General features: G+C 43.3%; 14 protein-coding genes. 4 read left to right on the top strand and 10 right to left on the bottom strand.

The annotated features are described in order from the left end of the window. Positions 1 to 35: 35 nt before the first annotated feature. Both rhaB and NSS82_RS19250 read right to left on the bottom strand, forming a co-directional pair. Positions 36 to 1502 carry a rhamnulokinase gene (gene rhaB / locus NSS82_RS19245; protein ID WP_076273623.1) on the bottom strand — a complete coding sequence of 489 codons (1467 nt, stop codon included), beginning with the start codon at positions 1500 to 1502 and terminating at the stop codon, positions 36 to 38. 27 nt (positions 1503 to 1529) lie between these two features. Then, complete coding sequence (locus tag NSS82_RS19250) at positions 1530 to 2681, bottom strand: iron-containing alcohol dehydrogenase (RefSeq protein WP_076273622.1); 1152 nt, start codon at positions 2679 to 2681, stop codon at positions 1530 to 1532. Positions 2682 to 3039: 358 nt separating this feature from the next. On the opposite strand from NSS82_RS19250, the gene NSS82_RS19255 reads away from it, so the two are divergent. Continuing rightward, positions 3040 to 3795 (top strand): DeoR/GlpR family DNA-binding transcription regulator, encoded by a 756-nt coding sequence (locus NSS82_RS19255; protein WP_076100077.1) that lies wholly within the window; start codon positions 3040 to 3042, stop codon positions 3793 to 3795. An 84-nt stretch (positions 3796 to 3879) separates the two neighbouring features. Here the strand turns inward: NSS82_RS19255 and NSS82_RS19260 are convergent, their stop codons facing one another. From NSS82_RS19260 to zwf, 3 genes are all read right to left on the bottom strand, one after another. After that, positions 3880 to 4521: a class I SAM-dependent methyltransferase gene (locus tag NSS82_RS19260; RefSeq protein ID WP_076273621.1), complete on the bottom strand. Its 642-nt coding sequence runs from the start codon at positions 4519 to 4521 to the stop codon at positions 3880 to 3882. A gap of 183 nt (positions 4522 to 4704) precedes the next feature. Beyond that, positions 4705 to 5598, bottom strand: a complete 894-nt coding sequence (gene gnd / locus NSS82_RS19265) for a phosphogluconate dehydrogenase (NAD(+)-dependent, decarboxylating) (protein WP_036688068.1) — start codon at positions 5596 to 5598, stop codon at positions 4705 to 4707. A gap of 71 nt (positions 5599 to 5669) precedes the next feature. After that, positions 5670 to 7205, bottom strand: coding sequence for a glucose-6-phosphate dehydrogenase (gene zwf, locus NSS82_RS19270; protein WP_076273620.1), 1536 nt, complete (start codon positions 7203 to 7205; stop codon positions 5670 to 5672). Positions 7206 to 9830: 2625 nt separating this feature from the next. On the opposite strand from zwf, the gene NSS82_RS19275 reads away from it, so the two are divergent. Next, the gene (locus NSS82_RS19275) at positions 9831 to 10718 is read left to right on the top strand and encodes a fructose bisphosphate aldolase (RefSeq protein ID WP_036688071.1); all 888 of its coding nucleotides are present in this window, start codon (positions 9831 to 9833) and stop codon (positions 10716 to 10718) included. A 385-nt stretch (positions 10719 to 11103) separates the two neighbouring features. On the opposite strand, the gene NSS82_RS19280 is transcribed toward NSS82_RS19275, so the two are convergent. The 3 genes from NSS82_RS19280 to NSS82_RS19290 all read right to left on the bottom strand — a co-directional run bounded on the left by NSS82_RS19280 (position 11104) and on the right by NSS82_RS19290 (position 14136). Further along, on the bottom strand, positions 11104 to 11466 hold the full coding sequence (locus NSS82_RS19280) for a DUF1304 domain-containing protein (RefSeq protein ID WP_036688073.1): 363 nt from the start codon (positions 11464 to 11466) through the stop codon (positions 11104 to 11106). A 160-nt stretch (positions 11467 to 11626) separates the two neighbouring features. Next, positions 11627 to 12460 carry a hypothetical protein gene (locus NSS82_RS19285; protein ID WP_076273599.1) on the bottom strand — a complete coding sequence of 278 codons (834 nt, stop codon included), beginning with the start codon at positions 12458 to 12460 and terminating at the stop codon, positions 11627 to 11629. Positions 12461 to 12552: 92 nt separating this feature from the next. Next, positions 12553 to 14136, bottom strand: coding sequence for a glycoside hydrolase family 43 protein (locus NSS82_RS19290; protein WP_076273598.1), 1584 nt, complete (start codon positions 14134 to 14136; stop codon positions 12553 to 12555). A gap of 121 nt (positions 14137 to 14257) precedes the next feature. Between NSS82_RS19290 and NSS82_RS19295 the strand changes: the two genes are divergently transcribed. Continuing rightward, complete coding sequence (locus NSS82_RS19295) at positions 14258 to 15115, top strand: AraC family transcriptional regulator (protein WP_051491556.1); 858 nt, start codon at positions 14258 to 14260, stop codon at positions 15113 to 15115. Positions 15116 to 15122: 7 nt separating this feature from the next. Here the strand turns inward: NSS82_RS19295 and NSS82_RS19300 are convergent, their stop codons facing one another. Then, positions 15123 to 16577, bottom strand: coding sequence for a glycosyl hydrolase family 28 protein (locus NSS82_RS19300; RefSeq protein ID WP_076273597.1), 1455 nt, complete (start codon positions 16575 to 16577; stop codon positions 15123 to 15125). Positions 16578 to 16789: 212 nt separating this feature from the next. On the opposite strand from NSS82_RS19300, the gene NSS82_RS19305 reads away from it, so the two are divergent. Further along, on the top strand, positions 16790 to 17896 hold the full coding sequence (locus NSS82_RS19305; protein WP_051491557.1) for a glycoside hydrolase family 88 protein: 1107 nt from the start codon (positions 16790 to 16792) through the stop codon (positions 17894 to 17896). A 63-nt stretch (positions 17897 to 17959) separates the two neighbouring features. Here NSS82_RS19305 and NSS82_RS19310 read toward each other — a convergent pair whose 3' ends face one another. Next, positions 17960 to 19021 (bottom strand): glycoside hydrolase family 76 protein, encoded by a 1062-nt coding sequence (locus NSS82_RS19310; RefSeq protein WP_076273596.1) that lies wholly within the window; start codon positions 19019 to 19021, stop codon positions 17960 to 17962. Between the last annotated feature and the right edge of the window lie 9 nt (positions 19022 to 19030).

Genomic DNA, 19030 nt, shown 5'->3' on the forward strand with positions numbered 1-19030 from the left:
TTTATCCTCCTAAAATAGTGCAATGTCTGTTTCGCTTAGATAAGCTCATTCACTCTGGACAGATGAAGGCTTCTCCAGCGATTTAGAATGTTATCAAAATGCTTGATCGGCTGCGGAATGTATGATGTTATTTCAAAAGATTGTTCGATAATAGCTCTTGCCTCAGTTATGTCTGCAATGGAATCTGTGCTAATCATCTGCACTACTATATTTCCTAGAGCAGTCGCTTCCGTTGGTCCAGCCTTTACTTCCCTGCCAATAACGTCAGCTGTTAGTTGGCATAAAAGCCGGTTGTTCGCCCCGCCGCCGACAATTTGCAATCCCTCGATCCGACCTTCTGTCAGCTCCTCCAACTCTTCCAAATAAGTTAGATAGGATAACGCCAAGCTGTCAAAAACACAACGTGCTAACTGTCCAGGTGTCTCCGGAACGGGCTGCCCACTCTCCATACAGGCACTGCGGATTTCTTCTATCATGTTGGATGGATTTAGAAACCTTGGTGCATTACAAGGGATGAGGCTACGAAACCCCTCTTCTCCCTGCGCAAGCTCTGCAAGCTCCGCAAAACTATAACAATTGTTCAGTAATCTGCGAACCTCTTGAATAAGCCATAAGCCCATTACATTTTTGAGGACTCTATAAGTTCCGTAGGCTCCCCACTCATTGGTGTAGTTGGCCTGCATGGCTTGTAGAGAATTTAGAGGCTCCGTTCTTTCTACACCGAGTAAAGACCAAGTTCCACTGCTGATATAAGCTGAGCCTTCTTGAAGTGGAGCACCTAGCACTGCTGAGGCCGTATCATGGGAAGCCACACAGATCAGTTGGCATTCAGGCAGGTCATATTGTTGGATTAAAGCTTCGTCAAGAGGACCAACCACTACACCAGGCTCAGTTAATTTTGAAAATTGATCTTTCCTGATATTCAAGAATTCTAATAGGTCATCGTCAAAATCCCGGTTTTCCAGATTCAACAGCTGTGTTGTAGATGCAATAGTAACCTCATTGATCTTGCGGCCAGTCAGTCGGTAATATAGATAATCTGGTACAAGTAAAATTTGATCCGCTTGCGCTAACTCTTCTTCATTATGAACATATAACTGATTCAAGGTATTGATGGATAACTGCTGGATTCCTGTCTTTTCATAGACGGTTTGTGGTGAAAGCTGCTTTGCCACCAGATCCACAGCCAGATCCGTTCTGCGGTCCCGGTAGGCGTATACTTCCTGAACACGATTCCCGTCCGCATCTACCAGCACATAATCTACACCCCATGTATCAATACCGAGCGTACAGGTAGTAATTCCATCGGTTTTAGCCTTCTGAAGCCCGATCATAATCTGCTCTACTAAATAATCAATGTCCCAGAAACAGGAACCCTCTTGTTCCGTAAAGCTATTGCTAAAGCGATGAAGCTCTTCTAAGGAAAGAATACCTTCTTGCAATATTCCGCGCACCAATCGCCCACTTGAGGCACCGATGTCAACGGCGATGTGATTATTCATAAACAATCTCCTATGATAAGGGGTGATTTATAATATTTTTTTGAACAGTGTAATAACTTCTTTTTTAGTAGGAATAAAAGGGTTCCCTGGTGCACAAGCATCCTTCATCGAATTTTCAGCCAGAAGATCAAGATCTACTTCTTCTACACCAAGCTCGGATAATTTGGCTGGAATCCCTACTTCTTTAGACAACGCCTTGATCGACTCAATTACGAAATCCGCGCATTGTTTATCCGTTTGGTTCTCTACATTAAGTCCAATCGCTTTAGCAATGGATCTGAATTTCTCAGGCACATATTTGGCATTTTCTTCTTCCACAAAAGGCAGCAGCATCGCGTTACATACGCCGTGCGGCAGATCGTATACGCCGCCCAGCTGATGCGCCATCGCATGCACATAACCAAGCCCCGCATTATTGAAAGCCAATCCGCCAAGGAATATCGCGTATACCATCTGTTCACGCGCTTCGATATCATGGCCATTCTTCACAGTACGAGCCAGGTTAGCAAAAATTAGCTCCACTGCGGCTAGTGCCGTAGCATCAGTTACCGGATAAGCTCCTGGCGTCACCAACGCTTCAATCGCATGAGTCAGTGCATCCATACCCGTGGCCGCGGTAAGTGCAGCTGGTTTATCAACCATAAGCTCAGGATCGTTGACTGAAATCGTCGCAAGGCTGTTTTTATCTACCATAACCATCTTCACTTTGCGATCTTCGTCTGTGATTACATAGTTAATGGTCACTTCAGCCGAAGTACCAGCAGTGGTATTCACGGCGACAATCGGCAGTGATTTATGCTTAGACTTGTGTACACCTTCATATTCTTTGATATGACCGCCATTTGTGGCAATGATACCAATGGCTTTGGCAGTATCCTGTGGTGATCCACCGCCGATGGAAATCAGATAATCACAATTCTGCGACTTGAGATAATCAACGCCATCGTGGACATTTTTACAGGTCGGATTGGGTTTCACTTCATCATAGATGGCATATTCAATCCCCGCTTCGTCCAATACCGCCAGCAATTTACCAGCAATGCCACTTTTCATAAGGAATTTGTCCGTAACTACAAGCGCCTTTTTTAATTTAAGTTCTTGGATGTATGGACCAATCTCCTGCAAGCATCCCTTGCCCATAATATTGATCGATGGAACATAATACACATGCGTGCTCATTGCTTGACCAGCCTCCTAAAGTTAATTTATCAACACCAAAGTTTTACACACAACTCTGCAAGCTAGAGCGTAGTATTCCGGCTGCAGCGCCTCAGGCTGGCCTCTGAATCGCAACTGGGCCGGCTCTGGTATCTTTCAAATCTAATTACCACTACAGGACTTCTTTTCTCCTTCATCGTATGCCTGCGAATCTTTGTTGTCAACATTTTAAATATTATTTATGTTGTTTTTATTTGTTTTATATCCGTTTTGTGAATATTATTGGAAAACAAACATGATTCTACGTTGATTTTATTGCAAAACACAGATATTTGGAGCTATGATTAAGGAATATACAGATTTCGGAAAGGTGATCCCTATGCTTGCAGCTGAAAGACGCAAAAAAATAATAGATCTTGTTCATCAGGATAAACGAGTATTAGTCTCTGATCTAAGCCGGATGTTTGAAGTTACAGAAGAGACGATACGCAGAGATTTGGAGAAGCTGGAGAAGGATGGCATTCTGAGCCGAACCTATGGCGGGGCCATGCTGAATCGTCACACGAACGAGGATTTGCCTTTTGTTACACGCAATGCGCTGAATACAGATATCAAACGGGGAATCGCACTCAAGGCGCTCGATTTAATCAATGATGGAGATACGTTAATGGTGGATCCTAGCTCCACAGCCTTTGAGTTTCTAAAACTGCTTGGCAATAAAAACAATCTGACCATTATCACGAACTCGATTAATATTTTGCATGAGTTCTCGAATTCAGGGATGGATATCATCTCTACCGGTGGTTCTTTACGTTACCGATCCATGTCACTCGTGGGTCCTGTAGCACATGACACCATTCAAAGATACAATGTGGACACTGCGGTTATCAGTTGTAAAGGAATTGATATGGAGCGAGGCATCACAGATTCTAATGAACCGGAGTGTGAGCTCAAGAAATATATGCTACGTCAAGCTAACAAGGTCATACTCCTGGCCGATCACACCAAATTCGATAAGACCGCCTTTACGAAGCTGATCGAGCTTGGCCAAATCGACTTTTTGATCACAGACCGCCAGCCTTCTGAGGTTTGGTTGAAGCGCCTGAACAAAGAGAATATTGAGCTTCTCTATTGATCGGGCTCAAATGCCTTCGGTGCCCAATTAAAAATGCCGTTCCCCAATGAGTAATGGGTGACGGCATTTGTTGTATAAAGATGATTATCTTTTTGTATAAACCTGAGAGATTGGGACTACGTTGACTGTTGATTTGGGATTTTCGCGTTGCACTTGCGTTGTGGTTTTTTTCCTGCAAATATATACAAGCGCTGGTGGAAAATTCAGCAGCACCCACTTCGTGTGTAGGATCTCAAAATGCTGGCTCAACTCTGTTTTCATCCGCGGAAAATATTCATAGGTTATAAACCACCCTCCTTCTTTTAAAGAAGAAATGATCTGTTCCATAAACCTAGTGCGGTCTGGCTTCGAGAAATTCATCAAAGACAAACTACTCACGATACAATCCAGCTTCTCCAGACTGCTGTTATGAAGCGCAAGACGCAGCCGGAGACAATCGTTGTTGCAGAAACATCCGGGGAATTCCTCTCTTAATTGACTGCGAAAATCAGGATCTATTTCAAATAGAAGAACATTCATACCGGTCTTTTCTCCACGCGGAATAAACCTTGTGATTGCACCAGTCCCCGCACCTAACTCAGCCATAGAATGCACTTGGTTCCAAGGCACTGGATCAAGCAACTTCTGGGCCAGCCAATGTGAACTGGGAGTCACACTACCATATTGTCGGGGCGCATGCAGAAATTTATTTAGAAAATGAAGTCGCTCACGAATTCCACTTTGCATGAAATCTCCCCCTTGCTTCCTAACTTCCCCTTCTACCCCTAAAATATGTAAACTGCATTAAATTCGTACTCCATCTATACTTCCCATTATCTATTCCCCCTAAAATAAAAAGCCCAAATTTCTCCGCAACATAAATTGCGAGAAATTCGAGCTTGTAAACACTCAATTCAGAGTCGGCCAATTTTATTTAGTTTCCACAGCATGTCCGCCGAACTCGTTCCGCAGTGCAGCAACTACTTTACCAGTGAATGTGTCGGTCTCAAGGGAACGGTAACGCATCAATAACGCCATTGCGATGACCGGAGTCGCTGCTTGTAAATCAAAGGCGGTTTCAAGCGTCCATCTGCCTTCACCAGACGAATGCATAATGCCCTTGATCTCATCTAGTTTAGCGTCTTTCGAGAAGGCACGTTCCACCAGTTCCATCAGCCACGAACGGATTACAGAGCCGTGATTCCACACCCGAGCTACTTCCTCAAAGTTGTAGTCAAATTCACTCTTTTCCAGAACCTCAAAACCTTCACCGATCGCAGCCATCATGCCGTATTCGATACCGTTATGCACCATTTTTAGAAAATGGCCGCTACCTGCTTTACCAGCATATAAAAAGCCGCTTTCTACAGCTGTATCACGGAAAATAGGCTCCACAACCTCCCAAGCTTCGGGATCTCCGCCAACCATGTAACAAGCGCCATTACGCGCCCCTTCCATACCACCAGAGGTACCTGCATCCATAAAGTGAATTCCGTGCTCCTTCAATTCCTCATACCGACGAATCGATTCCTTATAATGCGAGTTTCCTGCTTCAATAACGATATCACCTTTAGACAACTGTGGAGTGAGTTCAGCGATTACAGAATCAACGACCTGATGCGGAACCATGATCCAAATGATTCTTGGCGTTTCCAATTGCTGCACCAATTCAGGAAGCGTAACTGCTCCACTAGCGCCTTTAGCTTTCATTTCTTCTACAGCAGGTGCATTCAGATCAAAAGCAACAACCTCATGTCCATGATCCAGCAAATTTTGACCCAAATTAAAACCCATTTTTCCTAACCCAACTAATCCTACTTTCATGTAAATTCCCTCCGATTTATAGATTCTTATGATGTATTTTAGCTAAATTGGCAAAAAAAACAGGCAGGGGCTTAAGCCCCTGGCCGTATAGATTCCTGCGCTGCTGCAACTTCTGCTTGAGCGTCGAGAAAATCTGACTCCTGATCTGCATCATCAAACCACCAGCGGTCTTCACCCAAAAGCTCCACAGCCGCATCTGGACCATAAGAACCTGAAGCATAGGTATGAAGTGGCATTAATCCCTCTTCCATAGCTTCCTGAATTGGTGTAACCCATTGCCATGACAACTCGACTTCTTTCCAGTGAGCGAAGAAAGTGGCGTCACCACGAAGCGCATCAAAGATCAGATTTTCGTAAGCTTCTGGTACGTCTGAAGTTCCGGCTTCATAAGTAGCGAGGACAGGTTCAAGTTTCCCTTTTTGCAACTGATCCTTCGTATTCAACTGAAGCGTAATGGCTTCATTTGGACCGATCTCGATGATGAGTAGATTTGGAACGTCATTCCCTTTATTTTTGTTATTGTTATCATTAAACGGTTCTTTAAATTCTATAACAATTCTTGTTGATTTCTCTTTCATTCTCTTGCCGGTACGGATATAGAACGGAACTTCATTCCACAATGGATCATCTATAAACAAACGCGCTGCAATAAACGTCTCATTTTGTGAGGATTGGCTAATTCCTGGTTCATCTAAGTATCCTGCAACAGATTTACCTTTAATTTCACCTTCAGCATATTGTCCGCGGACAACGTATTGATTAACCTCGTCTTTACTTAACGGAATGAGGCGCTCCATGACATATCTTTTCTTCCCGCGGATCTCTTCAGGTGTACTGCCTTTTGGAAGCTGCATCGCCATCATCATGAGCAATTGCAGCATATGGTTCTGGAACATATCACGAAGTGCCCCAGCTTTATCATAATAGCCTGCCCGTTCTTCAACGCCAACAATCTCACTCGCCGTAATTTGCACATTTGCGATATAACGATTTTTCCACAGTGCTCTAAGTACAGGATTTGAATATTTTAGAACTTCCAGATTCTGAACCATTGGTTTACCCAAGAAATGGTCAATTCGGAAAATCTCTTCTTCTGCAAATACGGCATTCAAGCTGTCATTTAACTCTCTTGCTGTTTGCAAGTCTGTACCAAAAGGCTTCTCAATAATCAGACGCTTCCAGCCCTTCGTCGATCCCAGACCACTGGAGTGAATATTGGCGGCAATTTCCTTGAAAAACTCAGGACCCACCGATAAATAGAACATCCGATTCTCCGGAATGTTAAAAAATTGCTCACGACGTTTAACGTGCTCCAGTAGCTTAAAATAATCTTCTGTATTACCTACATCTAGAACGCTATATTCAAAAGCTTCCAAGAAAACCTGCAACTGTGGAGATTCTACTGCCGGTTGTCTAGAAAATGTCTGCAAAGATTGCAGGACTTGCTTACGGAAAGCTTCGGTTGAAACTTCTCTTCTTCCTAATCCAATCACTGAGAGAGGACCTGAAATTTGACCATCTAAAAAGAGGTTATATAGTGCAGGATAGATTTTACGTTTTGCTAAATCTCCTGTAGCGCCAAAAAGCACAAATGTTGATGATTCCACTTTCATTCCTCCTGCTATTATATATTATTTATTAACTTACTTTTAATTACTAGCATACTCAGTAGAATCAATCATACGACTGATATTTTTATTCGTCAACCTCATTTCGACATTTACGAAAAGTTATTATTTTCACAAAGCTTCAAATTGGTAATTATGATTAATGTCACACCAATTATCTTATTGGATTATTCACATTAAATTACTAGGAAATAATCCGCGAGCAAGTTAACAACCCGCTCCCAGCATGGGTTTAGGTGCTCTAACTTTACACACTCTGATTTAAAATTCTTCATACAAAGCTGTTTATAACATAATCAAAATTCCCAGTCGCCTAAATGTGATCATCCTTCCACTGTGTTTCAAACTAACTTTAAGTAATTGACTGGATTGGTCTGGCGCGACTCGAAGAAGACTATGCGATTTGATTCCAAGTTTGGGAATTAAGCATAAAAAGTGACTACTTCGAGGAATATTATCAGAGAATACTTCGAAGGAATTTTCACTCAGCATTTCGGAATGACTTGGAGTCTCCCAAGAGGACAATATGTTGTAAAGAGTACCTTTGGGAACGAGTTGAGGTTTGCTAGGTGAACCCTGTGAATGTCTTGAAGTTTGCTAGGTGTGCGCTTTGGGGGATCACTTTAAAGTTCGCATAGAGCGTCTTTAGTTTCTTCTTGGAGTAACATTTATGTTTGCCCGCATCTCCGACTGCTGCGAGATCGGACCTAACAGACCTTATTCGTCGATTCTCACTCGTCTGCGTTGGCTGCATGTCCACACCATGGAGGGGACGGACTCAGGTGGCCTCAAACGTCGATTCGTTCTCATCAACCGAGGCTGTATGCCCACACTAACTATGGGTTCGGACTCAGGGACATTATAAGTCGATGCTTAATCGTCTGCGGAGGCTACATGATCCTCGCCATTGATGGTTTGGACTCAGGAGACGCTATTTCGCAGATTTAGGTCATTTCGCCATACTATCGGACTCAGATGCAGCTATTCGACCAAATGTACGCCTCTTTGGAGCAAGAACTTGGCAATAAGAGCTATGCGGTCCGAAACTTCTGAAAAATGTTCCAATAACACTAAATAGCTGCAATACAGTCCGTTACGGTGTGTATTATCGTCAATAGTGGCTAGTCGGACTTAGTTGACCTCAAACGTCGATTCGCACGCGTCTGCCGAGGCTTTATCTCCACACCATGTATGGTCCGGACTCAGGAGACGCTATTTCACAGATTTTGGTCATTTCGCCATACTATCGGACTCAGATGCAGCTATTCGACCAAATGTACTCCTCTTTGGAACAAAAACTTGGCAATAAGAGCTATGCGGTCCGATACTTCTGAAAAATGTTCCAATAACACTAAATAGCTGCAATACAGTCCGTTACGGTGTGTATTATCGTCAATCTTGGCTAGTCCGGACTCAGGTGACCTCAGACGTCGATTCGTACTCGTCAGTTGAGGATTTATGTCCACACTAACTATGGGTTCGGACTCAGATGACGCTATACGTCGATCTTAATCGTCTGCTGAGGCTACCGTCCTCGCCATCGAAAGTCCGGACTCAGGAGACGCTATTTCGCAGATTTAGGTCATTTCGCCATACTATCGGACTCAGATGCAGCTATTCGACCAAATGTACGCCTCTTTGGAGCAAGAACTTGCCAATAAGAGCTATGCGGTCCGAAACTTCTGAAAAATGTTCCAATAACACTAAATAGCTGCAATACAGTCCGTTACGGTGTGTATTATCGTCAATCTTGGCTAGTCCGGACTCAGGTGACCTCAGACGTCGATTCGTACTCGTCAGTTGAGGCTTTATGTCCACACTAACTATGGGTTCGGACTCAGATGACGCTATACGTCGATCTTAATCGTCTGCTGAGGCTACCGTCCTCGCCATCGAAAGTCCGGACTCAGGAGACGCTATTTCGCAGATTTAGCCCATTTCGCCATGCTATCGGACTCAGATGCAGCTATTCGACCAAATATACTCTTCTTTGGAGCAAAAACTTGGCAATAAGAGCTATGCGGTCCGATACTCCTGAAAAATGCTCCAAAAACACCAAATAGCTGCAATACAGTCCGAACGATGATGTAGTATCGTCTATCTTGGCTAATCCGGACTCAGATGACGCTATATGTCGATTCTTAATCGTCTGCTGAGGCTACTCGTCCTCGCCATCGACGGTCCGGACTCAGGAGACGCTATTTCGCAGATTTAGGCCATGTTGCCCTGCTATCGGACTCGGATGCAGCTATTCGACCAAATCCACTCTTCTTTGGAGCAAAAACTTGGCAATAAGAGCTTTGCGGTCCGATACTTCTGAATAATGCTCCAAAAACACCAAATAGCTGCAATACAGTCCGAACGATGATGTAGTATCGTCTATCTTGGCTAATCCGGACTCAGAAGAACACACACGTCGATACCACGTCATCCTCATAGAACAGCCGGACCCAGAAGTCCTTATATCGCAGATTCAAAACTACTCATGACGAACTAGTTACCAGCCGAGTTTACAATACCATTTGTTTAGAGCCGGTACATTAAGTGTTATAGTTAATGAACATAAGAATTTTCATTCAGTTCACGAAAGGAAGGAGAATTTTCATGAATATGGAGCAATGGGAACGAATTCGGACGGGACAGGGATTTATAGCTGCCTTGGATCAAAGTGGTGGCAGTACACCAAAAGCGCTGCTGCAATATGGTGTTGCAGAGGACAGTTACTCTAATGAAGATCAAATGTATGGGTTGGTTCACGAGATGAGAACGCGCATTATCAAGAGCCCTGCATTTGATTCTAAGCATATACTGGGTGCAATCTTATTTGAGAACACAATGGATCGTTCTATAGACGGTCAATATACTGCCGATTTTCTATGGGAGAAAAAAGGTATTGTGCCTTTCCTGAAAATCGATAAAGGGCTTGCCGACCCTGAGGACGGAGTACAACTAATGAAGCCTATTCCCGGCTTGAATGATCTTCTGAAGCGGGCCAACGAACGTAACATCTTCGGTACAAAAATGCGCTCGGTGATTAAAGAGGCTAACCCTGCCGGTATAAAAAAGGTGGTAGAACAGCAGTTTGAAATCGGCAAGCAGATTTTAGCAGCGGGACTCGTTCCTATTATCGAACCGGAAGTTGATATCCACACTGCTGATAAAACAGCTTCAGAGAAGCTGCTAAAAGAAGAACTATCGGCCCAATTGTCTACGCTGGGCAAAGACGTGAAGGTCATGCTTAAGCTCTCCATTCCAACGGAGAATAATTTCTACCGCGAATTAATGGATGATCCTCACGTTTTGCGAATTGTCGCTTTATCAGGCGGTTACACACAAGCAGAAGCAAACGATAAGCTCGCCCATAATCAAGGGCTGATTGCCAGCTTCTCACGTGCGTTATCGCAGGGACTAAGCGCTGGACAATCAGAAGAAGAGTTTAACGCGCTCCTCTCCAAATCTGTAGAAGCGATTTATACAGCATCTATTAAATAAGATCCTCATTTAACCAGCACATAAAAAGAGCTGTTTCCCGACAGGTGATCCCTGCTGGGAAGCAGCTCTTTTTTATGATAAGGTTTTACTTTTAAAGTCTAGAACTTTCAGATTAAACGCCATTTCGTCTACTCTTTCAGCCCACACAAGCATGCAATAGGTTTGCTAAAGTCCCCCTTTCATCTTATCTAAAGGCCGCACCTTTACCTAAAACATATTAATCTACCACTTCTTTGCTGTTTCTTTAGTACACCTATTCATAATTTCTGCATTTAAATCAGCGCATAACCTTTCCCAATAATTTCTTGATCTTACGCAAAAAAGGGCTCCACCACGCATGTATGCGAGTAGAAACCCTACTAAAGTCCATTACTTCTAAGTTATCTTAAATCGAAACCACGAGGATTAATGCAACTAAGGCTGGAAGACCTTGCATAAACAAAATAGACTTTTTCACCGTCAGTCCGCCATATAATGCCGCCACAATAACTGTTGCCAAGAAGAAGATTTCAATTTGATGGCCGAAATTTACATTCGGATGAACCAATCCCCAAATTAAACCTGCCGCCAAAAATCCATTGTATAACCCTTGATTCGCGGCCAGAGTTTTAGAAGCATCCGCAACTTCCTGTGTCATTCCAAAGACTCGAAGCCCTTTTGGCTTTGACCAAGCGAACATTTCTAAATAAACAATATAGATATGTATTAACGCAACAACACCGACCATAATATTAGCTACCCATACCATCAAAATAACCACCTTTATTTAATTTGTGTACAATTTAATTGTATCATACCAAAGTTAAAAAGTGTATACATAATCCCATAAACAATTCGAAACTAAAAAAGAATAGCCATAATCTTCAAAAAAAGACTATCGCTATTCCATACGTAATGTTTATGAAATTCTAAAATATTTTTGCAGCAATATAAACGGTCACGCTATTGTAAAAACCATAATGAGAGCCATTGCTCCAGACGAAATTGCTAGGATCTGAAATTGCTGTGTTTTGAGAAGGTTGATGTCCATGTTTCTCTGACCATAAACCTGAGCTATTTTGAAGCATGAAGTGGTAATCAACGTTATCCTCAGGAATATCGACTTTACCATTCCCATTTGAGTCGATCCACCCCACTCTAAGTGCAATACGATGTTCATCGGAATTAATCGCTGCAGTTCGGCCCGGAAGTATCCGCCAACCCGGCTTAAAATATAAAGGATTCGTATTGCCATCTTGAACCACAAGACCAGCAGTATAATACACATTAGTAAAATAGGCAGGATCTCTGACATTTGAGACCCCGTCTCCATCACCAGGGTTGATTGCCCCTGGAAATCTTAAGGCATAACCATAACAGTTAATTCCATAGCTATTTTCGGCTGTATACGGCCATGCATGACCATAAGCGGAAGATAGGGTTGCTTGCGGAGAATCAGGTTCAAAAGTAGGTGTTATTAGCTCCGGTGCCAACAATTCATTATTTATAAGGTTGTCATCTGCTGGGGGCACAAAGCTTGAAGACTCTTTGAGTTCTCCAACAGTAGTAACATTTCCTTGTGTGTCCACAATAATCGTATCGTCGCCTTTCCATTCTCCAACCCAAACCTTTTCCGGTCCAGAAGTTTGGACTTCTTTCAAATTACTCACGTCGACGTCGATGGGTGCGGCCATTGCAGCAGAGGACAGGGCCAGATTCAGCAAGAGTGTGCAGGTTAATACGACTTTATAAGTCTTTTTCAAAATCACAAACATCCCTTTCTATGTAAGATAAGTAAAAATTAACATTTTATCCTAAAATAGAATATGAAGAATGTTATGGTTTTTTTGAACACCTATAAAGCTTTATATTCAAAATAGTCAAAATAAGCCGGCTTCGCTTGCTGATCCAAATCCTGAGCACATACCCCGACATAGGAACCGGTAAAGCCGAGCTTACCGCCATATTCATCCGAAAGCGTGCCAAAATCTAAGGGAGTACAGACAGCTGTCCAATTCACCCCATCTGGAGAGGCATAAAACAACAGATCACGTCCATGAATTTCCGCCTTTAGATAATAACGATCCCAATTCTTCACAGATAGCTGCATAGAGGAAATCTCATCGTATTTGCCACCTCTACACAGCACAACGCCCAAACTAGTTCCACGGATCTCATCTGCGGTAACACGCAAATAATAGTAATCACTGTCATCATAATAGAGGACTAGTCCAGCCATTTGCAGGAAGCTATCCGGCTTGAATTCCAGACAGGTTGTAGCTGAGCATTCAAAATGTTGAATCGGCCGGGCAATTAAGCTCTGATCATGCAGTGAAGCTAACGACTCTCTACCGCGCAGACGAAGAAACCCTGGGCGTTCCTTCAAGCTAACCCAAGATTCATCAAAGGGCACACGCAAGCTTTGGTATGGAAATCCAAGAACCTCTCCATCAAAATCATCTCTGTTTGGCAGCTCCTCAAAAGTGAATACCGGCAGCTCAGGAGCCATTGTCTCCAATGCAGGCAGCTTCCCTCCGTGGGCCAATCGCAACCAGCCATCCTCTGTCCATTCACAGCGTTGAATAGCAGTTTCCCGGCCTAACGGATTCATCGTTGACGTTCCCGGAATCGGACGTGTGCATAAATGTGCCATGTACCAGTCCCCATTCTGAGTCTCTACGAGCGATCCATGACCTGCTTGCTGAAACAGGTAGGTCAGATCATGCGCCGTGGTCATAATCGGGAAATCCGGATCAGTCTCATAAGGACCTGTGAGGCTTCGGCTTCTAGCTAAGGTAACCATATGGTTGATGCCGGTGCCCCCTTCAGCTGTCAGTAAGTAATAGTACCCATCCTTCTGGTACAATTGCGGACCTTCGGTCACTCCGATAGGTGTCCCTTTATAAATTTCATGGATAGGTCCCGTTAATTTGCCAGTCTCCGGGTCATATTCCTGCATAATGATGCCAGAGAAGTTATTGTGATTTTTACGGAAATCCCAACGCATATTAAGCAGCCATTTGGTCCCGTCCAGATCATGGAACAAAAATGGATCAAACCCGCTGCCATTAAGTCTAACCGGCTCACTCCACGGACCCATGATATCAGTCGCTGTAATTAAATAGTTATGCAGATCTTTATATACACTTTTGCGAGATTTCACATCTGTAAATAGCAGATAGAACACGCCTTGATCATAAGAAAGCGCTGGTGCCCAAATGGAACCAGAACTTACGTTACCACGCAGATCTACTTGTGAGGCTTCTGTCAGAACACGTGAAATGGAATGCCAATGGACTAGATCCTTGGAATGATGGATTTCTACACCTGGAAACCATTCAAAAGTAGATGTTGCGATATAATAATCATCCCCTACTCTAATAAAAGACGGATCTGGATGAAAACCTGCCAACACCGGATTAACAATTTTTCGCGTCATAATGTTACCCTCCACTACCGGATTTTTCATAGTTTAACGTATTTATTGTATCGCTTTCATAATAATTAAAGTTATAATGGGATATAAGAAAATGTTTATATTTTGTCATCTTGGAGGGCCTATGAAGCAGCTGTTCGAACCTGTTGTTTTTGAAGAACACAAGACCTTGATTTGGGATTATAAAATATATACCGACGACTATTACAAAGGTTATTATCACTGGCATCAATGCTGCGAAGTCATGTTCGTGTATGGCGGACAGGGAAACGTTGTTGTGAATCAGCAGATGTACGATATTCGCAGGGGAATGTTATTCTTTTTCCAGCCCTATCAGCTGCACCGGATCTATTCTGAGGTTTCTCCCGAGTGTCCTTTTGAACGAACCATCTTCTACATTGATCCACATGTTGCTGAGCACCTGCTGGAGGGTTTTGCGAAAAGAAAGGCTTTATTCACAGCGCTTTGGCAAGGAAAAAATACACATTGTGCCTTTGATCTTAAGGACCACGTTGAGTCTGTGGAGTGGATTCTGGAGCATTATAATCACAATAAAAAAGTCAGTCTGACTGAGGATACCGAAGACATTTCACTGTTAATTCTTCAATTATTGAGCAGTATAGGAACTGAAGATCAGCATGTATTCCAATCAGGAGAACGGCGAACCTTGCGCTATTCTGAGAAAATCATGAGTTTTATCGAAGAGCATTATCATGAGGAGGTTAATCTGGATCAGTTGGCTGAGGAGATTCACTTGTCCAAATCCTATATCTCCAGAATCTTTCATCAGGAAACCGGAGGAAGGCTTGTTGATTATCTGACTGCCCGCCGGATCAAACAGGCCTGCCGCTTGTTAGGAACGACAGACCTGCCTGTGGAGCAAATCGGAATCACTGTTGGTTTTCCAAATGCCTCTTATTTCAATCAACTGTTCAAAAGAGTCCTAGGGACGACTCCATTAAAATATAGAAAAAGTAATTAGATCTAATCTACACAACCGTATTTTTTTCAGTAACGAAGAGTATATTTTTAGCAAAATGATTAATATCTATCAGCTCTGGGCGGGGGGCGTCCATCAGTTCACCATTGATCCTTAAATTGACAAAGGTCACATTTTCAACAGCTCTCTCTTCGTCATATCCATAAATTCGTGAAGGGTTCGCCCTCCCGCTATAGCTGATGTCTCGAAATGTAATGTCCCGGATGCTTGTCCCCGGCTCTGGATTGTAGTCCTTATTATAGACCACTCGCACATCAATTAGCTGCCCCTGCTCAATACGTTCCACACGTATATTTTCATATAGAACATTACACACCTTATTTCGATCCCCGGCATTAATCGCCAGTGCCCCCCAATAATTCTCTTGCGGTTCGTGATGATTCAAGATATCAATATTCGCAAAAACAATAGACTCAATTACGTCACCATTCCGTTCATGGTCACCATGAGTGCCAATCATCAATGGATGAGCAACATCCGCCCACAGAATAGAATCATGAACGCTAATATTGCGGGTATCCCCATAAAAATCCCATCTTGAGCCATAGATAGCAATACAATCATCAGAATTACGCATAAAAACATCCCGGATTCTAATCTCAGAACTAGACATGATATCAATGCCATCAGACCAACCGCGAGTGCTAAACGATTTGAAATTATCAATCACAATCTGCTCAGACTGCCCGATGAAAATGCTATAATGTGGCGGATCAATCACGGTAATACCTTCCACATTTATAGATCGTGAAAAAACAATTCGTATCCCTCGAAAGGCCGAGAATCGATGAAAATCCGCAAGATAAATTACACCGCGACCACGAATGGATACATCATGAACTCCCTCGCATACCAAGGAACCTACAAGCACAGAACCTCCGGCAAGATACACCGTGGTTTCCGAAGGGACCGGCAATACTGTTTCTTCTATATAATGTGTGCCCGGAGCGAAATAAAGCACCTTCCTCTTTTCACGAGGATCAGCAGCGGTATTATCCAGCAGACGTAAAAGATCAGGTTTCCGGTGTATACCCGGTTGGACTACTAGGACATTAGCATCCTCTGGTTGAGGGGCATCCTTCTCCTTAGGGTTAGCAAATAAATGGAGATTCCGAAAAATATCACCGTTGATCTCAATCGATAACTTTTGCGGACCCGTTAGCTTAAACAAAATGGTATTTCCATGATGTTCGTAAGTGACCTCTCGCGAAGCCGGAGCAATGTTCACACAATCAATCTCCGTATAAAGACAGGTGACTTCAACTTCTACTGTACCTTCCAGATCAAAATAAGCCATGGATGCAGGACGTACCTCATGCATATCTACCTTAACCTCGTAAATAAACAAGCTATGCCATTCTCCTTCAGGCTGCCGTACTCTGACCTTATAATCCTCACGTCCCGGGAAATCTTTAGGTGCTTTATATACTTGTAAATCATCCACTTTACCATCCTCCTGTTCATTTAGATTGTATCGCTTCCAACTCCGATAAAGTTTTAATGTGTTATGCAGAAATGTTTGTATTTTGTCAGTTATAGATTAAAAGCCTGTTACAACATGACAATAATCAAACATTTCCTTATATCAAAACACAACTTTCCTGAGCTTTAGAAAGCTATACTCATAACATCCTAAATACACTGGAGGCAGTAATAATGACAAACCCTTATTGGCAAGAGATCATGGGTAGACTCGATACAAAAGTAGAACGTATGATAGAGCAAATCGGTGATAAGTGCCCGCATTTCGCCGGAAAAGATGGCAAATTTGATGATATCGGTTCAGACTGGTGGACTACAGGGTTCTGGCCTGGACTCCTCTGGATCATGCATGATATGACCGGAAAAGACCTTTACAAGGAGGCCGCTTGGCATTGGGACGGTACCTTGGAGGAATGGTTTATTAAACCAACGGTTGAGATGCATCACGATGTGGGATTCCAATTCCTACCGACAGCTGTAATCAAACATACAATTACAGGTGACGAAGATGCCCTGCGCAGAGGAATTGAAGCGGCGAATTTCCTCGCTGCCCGCTATAATCCTGTAGGCAAATTCATCCGCGCATGGAATGAAGATAAATACGGCTGGGTAATTATCGACTGTATGTTAAATATCTCCCTGCTGTTCTGGGCCAGCAAAGTGACAGGTGATCCCCGCTATAAGCATATTGCAATTAACCACGCCGAGACGACGATGCAATATGGCATACGTGAGGATGGATCCACCAAACATATTATTTCTTTTGATGCAGAGACAGGTGCTTATATTGAGAATTTTGGCGGTCAAGGCTACTCGGCTGAGTCCTCTTGGAGCCGTGGAACGGCTTGGGGACTGTACGGCTTCATCAATACTTATCGCCACACTGGAGATGAACGTTTCCTGAACACTGCTAAACGGATCGCACATTATTTCATCTCTGCTTTACCCGAGGATCAAGTCCCTTTTTGGGATTTCCGCCTAGAGGATGACACACGGATGTTCCGAGATAGCTCCGCAGCCTCTATAGCCGCTTCAGGATTATTAGAGCTTGCAGATATCGTACCATTAGGCGAAAAAAGTCTATATGCAAATGCAGCGGAGCGAATTCTGCGCTCACTGACTGAAAATTACGCAACCTGGGAGCAGCCGGAGCATGAAGCGATTTTATTGCACGGAACTGGCAGTGGCGATTCCTTCATTGATGTATCCCTGATCTATGGAGACTACTATTATATTGAGGCTATCGCTAAATTAAATGGCTGGAAGCATCGAATCTTCTAATTGTAGATAGTTATTCAAACAACAAAAAGACACCTCTCTTGAGGTGTCTTTATATTTTATATGCTACTCGTTCGCCAGTGCCGCCGCACCCTCCAGCAGCATCAAGCCGCTGAGTTGAATGCTCAGCTGAACCGGAAGCTCCGGTTTCACTTCCCACGATGAACTGCACAGACCCAGTTGTTTATCCAGACCTTTTTCCCATAACTGCATTGCATTGGCCAATACGACCTCGCGAATACGGATATTTTCAGGAGATTCTTTACAGAGCTGAACCAAATAACGAATCAGAATACCCTTGAACAAACCCGTATCATCAATGCCTTCATCAGGCAGTATCAGATTAACCGGATCACATAACCGATCAATACAAGTATTAGCCGTTCGATTCGCATCTTCTAAGTAATGAACATTACCCGTATTCTTGTAAAGCTCTAGGCCAGCGCCTAGAAACACTCCCTGACAGTACGTAAACTCCCAATCGTAATCGATCTGGCCATCCCCGCGTCTATTCATCCCATCCCACACAAAACCAGTCGCAGAATCCACTAAATATGTCTTGTTCCATTCATAGATACGGAGTGCCCACTCCAGATCCTTTTGCTTATGAAAAAGTTCATATAACCGGGCTGCAAGGATAACGGCAGGTGCATTGGCAGGAGTGTTTTTATAATCGAGCTGATCCTTCTTCCACGCCAGACCTCCTCCCAACTGTTCATTCCAAGCCGTCTTAATATCCTCCCATAGATCAAGCACAGCACTTAAATAGGCTTCATGTCCTGTAACCCGATAAGCACGTAGCAACGCCAATGCCGTCCATTCCATATCATCATAGTAATTATGCCTGAATGTCCCCCCGTTATAAGCTTGCAGACTTTGACTTAGCTCCTTGATTCTCATAGAATACACAGGATCTCCACTACGCTCATAACCATCTACTAAAATATCAATGACATGAGCCTGCCACCAATAATAAAAGTTTTCCCCCGCAACGTTGTACTCTCTGGGATACCATTGGTTCATGATCCCAGTCTCAGCATTATAATAATTACGTAGTAGACATTGTTGGAACCACTCGGACTTTTCCTGCCAACTGACCGCTTCTATGGCTTCCTTTGCTTGTGTCATTAAGAACTC

It is taken from the genome of Paenibacillus sp. FSL H7-0735 (genome assembly GCF_038008505.1).
GTDB classification, from domain to species: Bacteria; Bacillota; Bacilli; order Paenibacillales; family Paenibacillaceae; genus Paenibacillus_AQ; species Paenibacillus_AQ odorifer.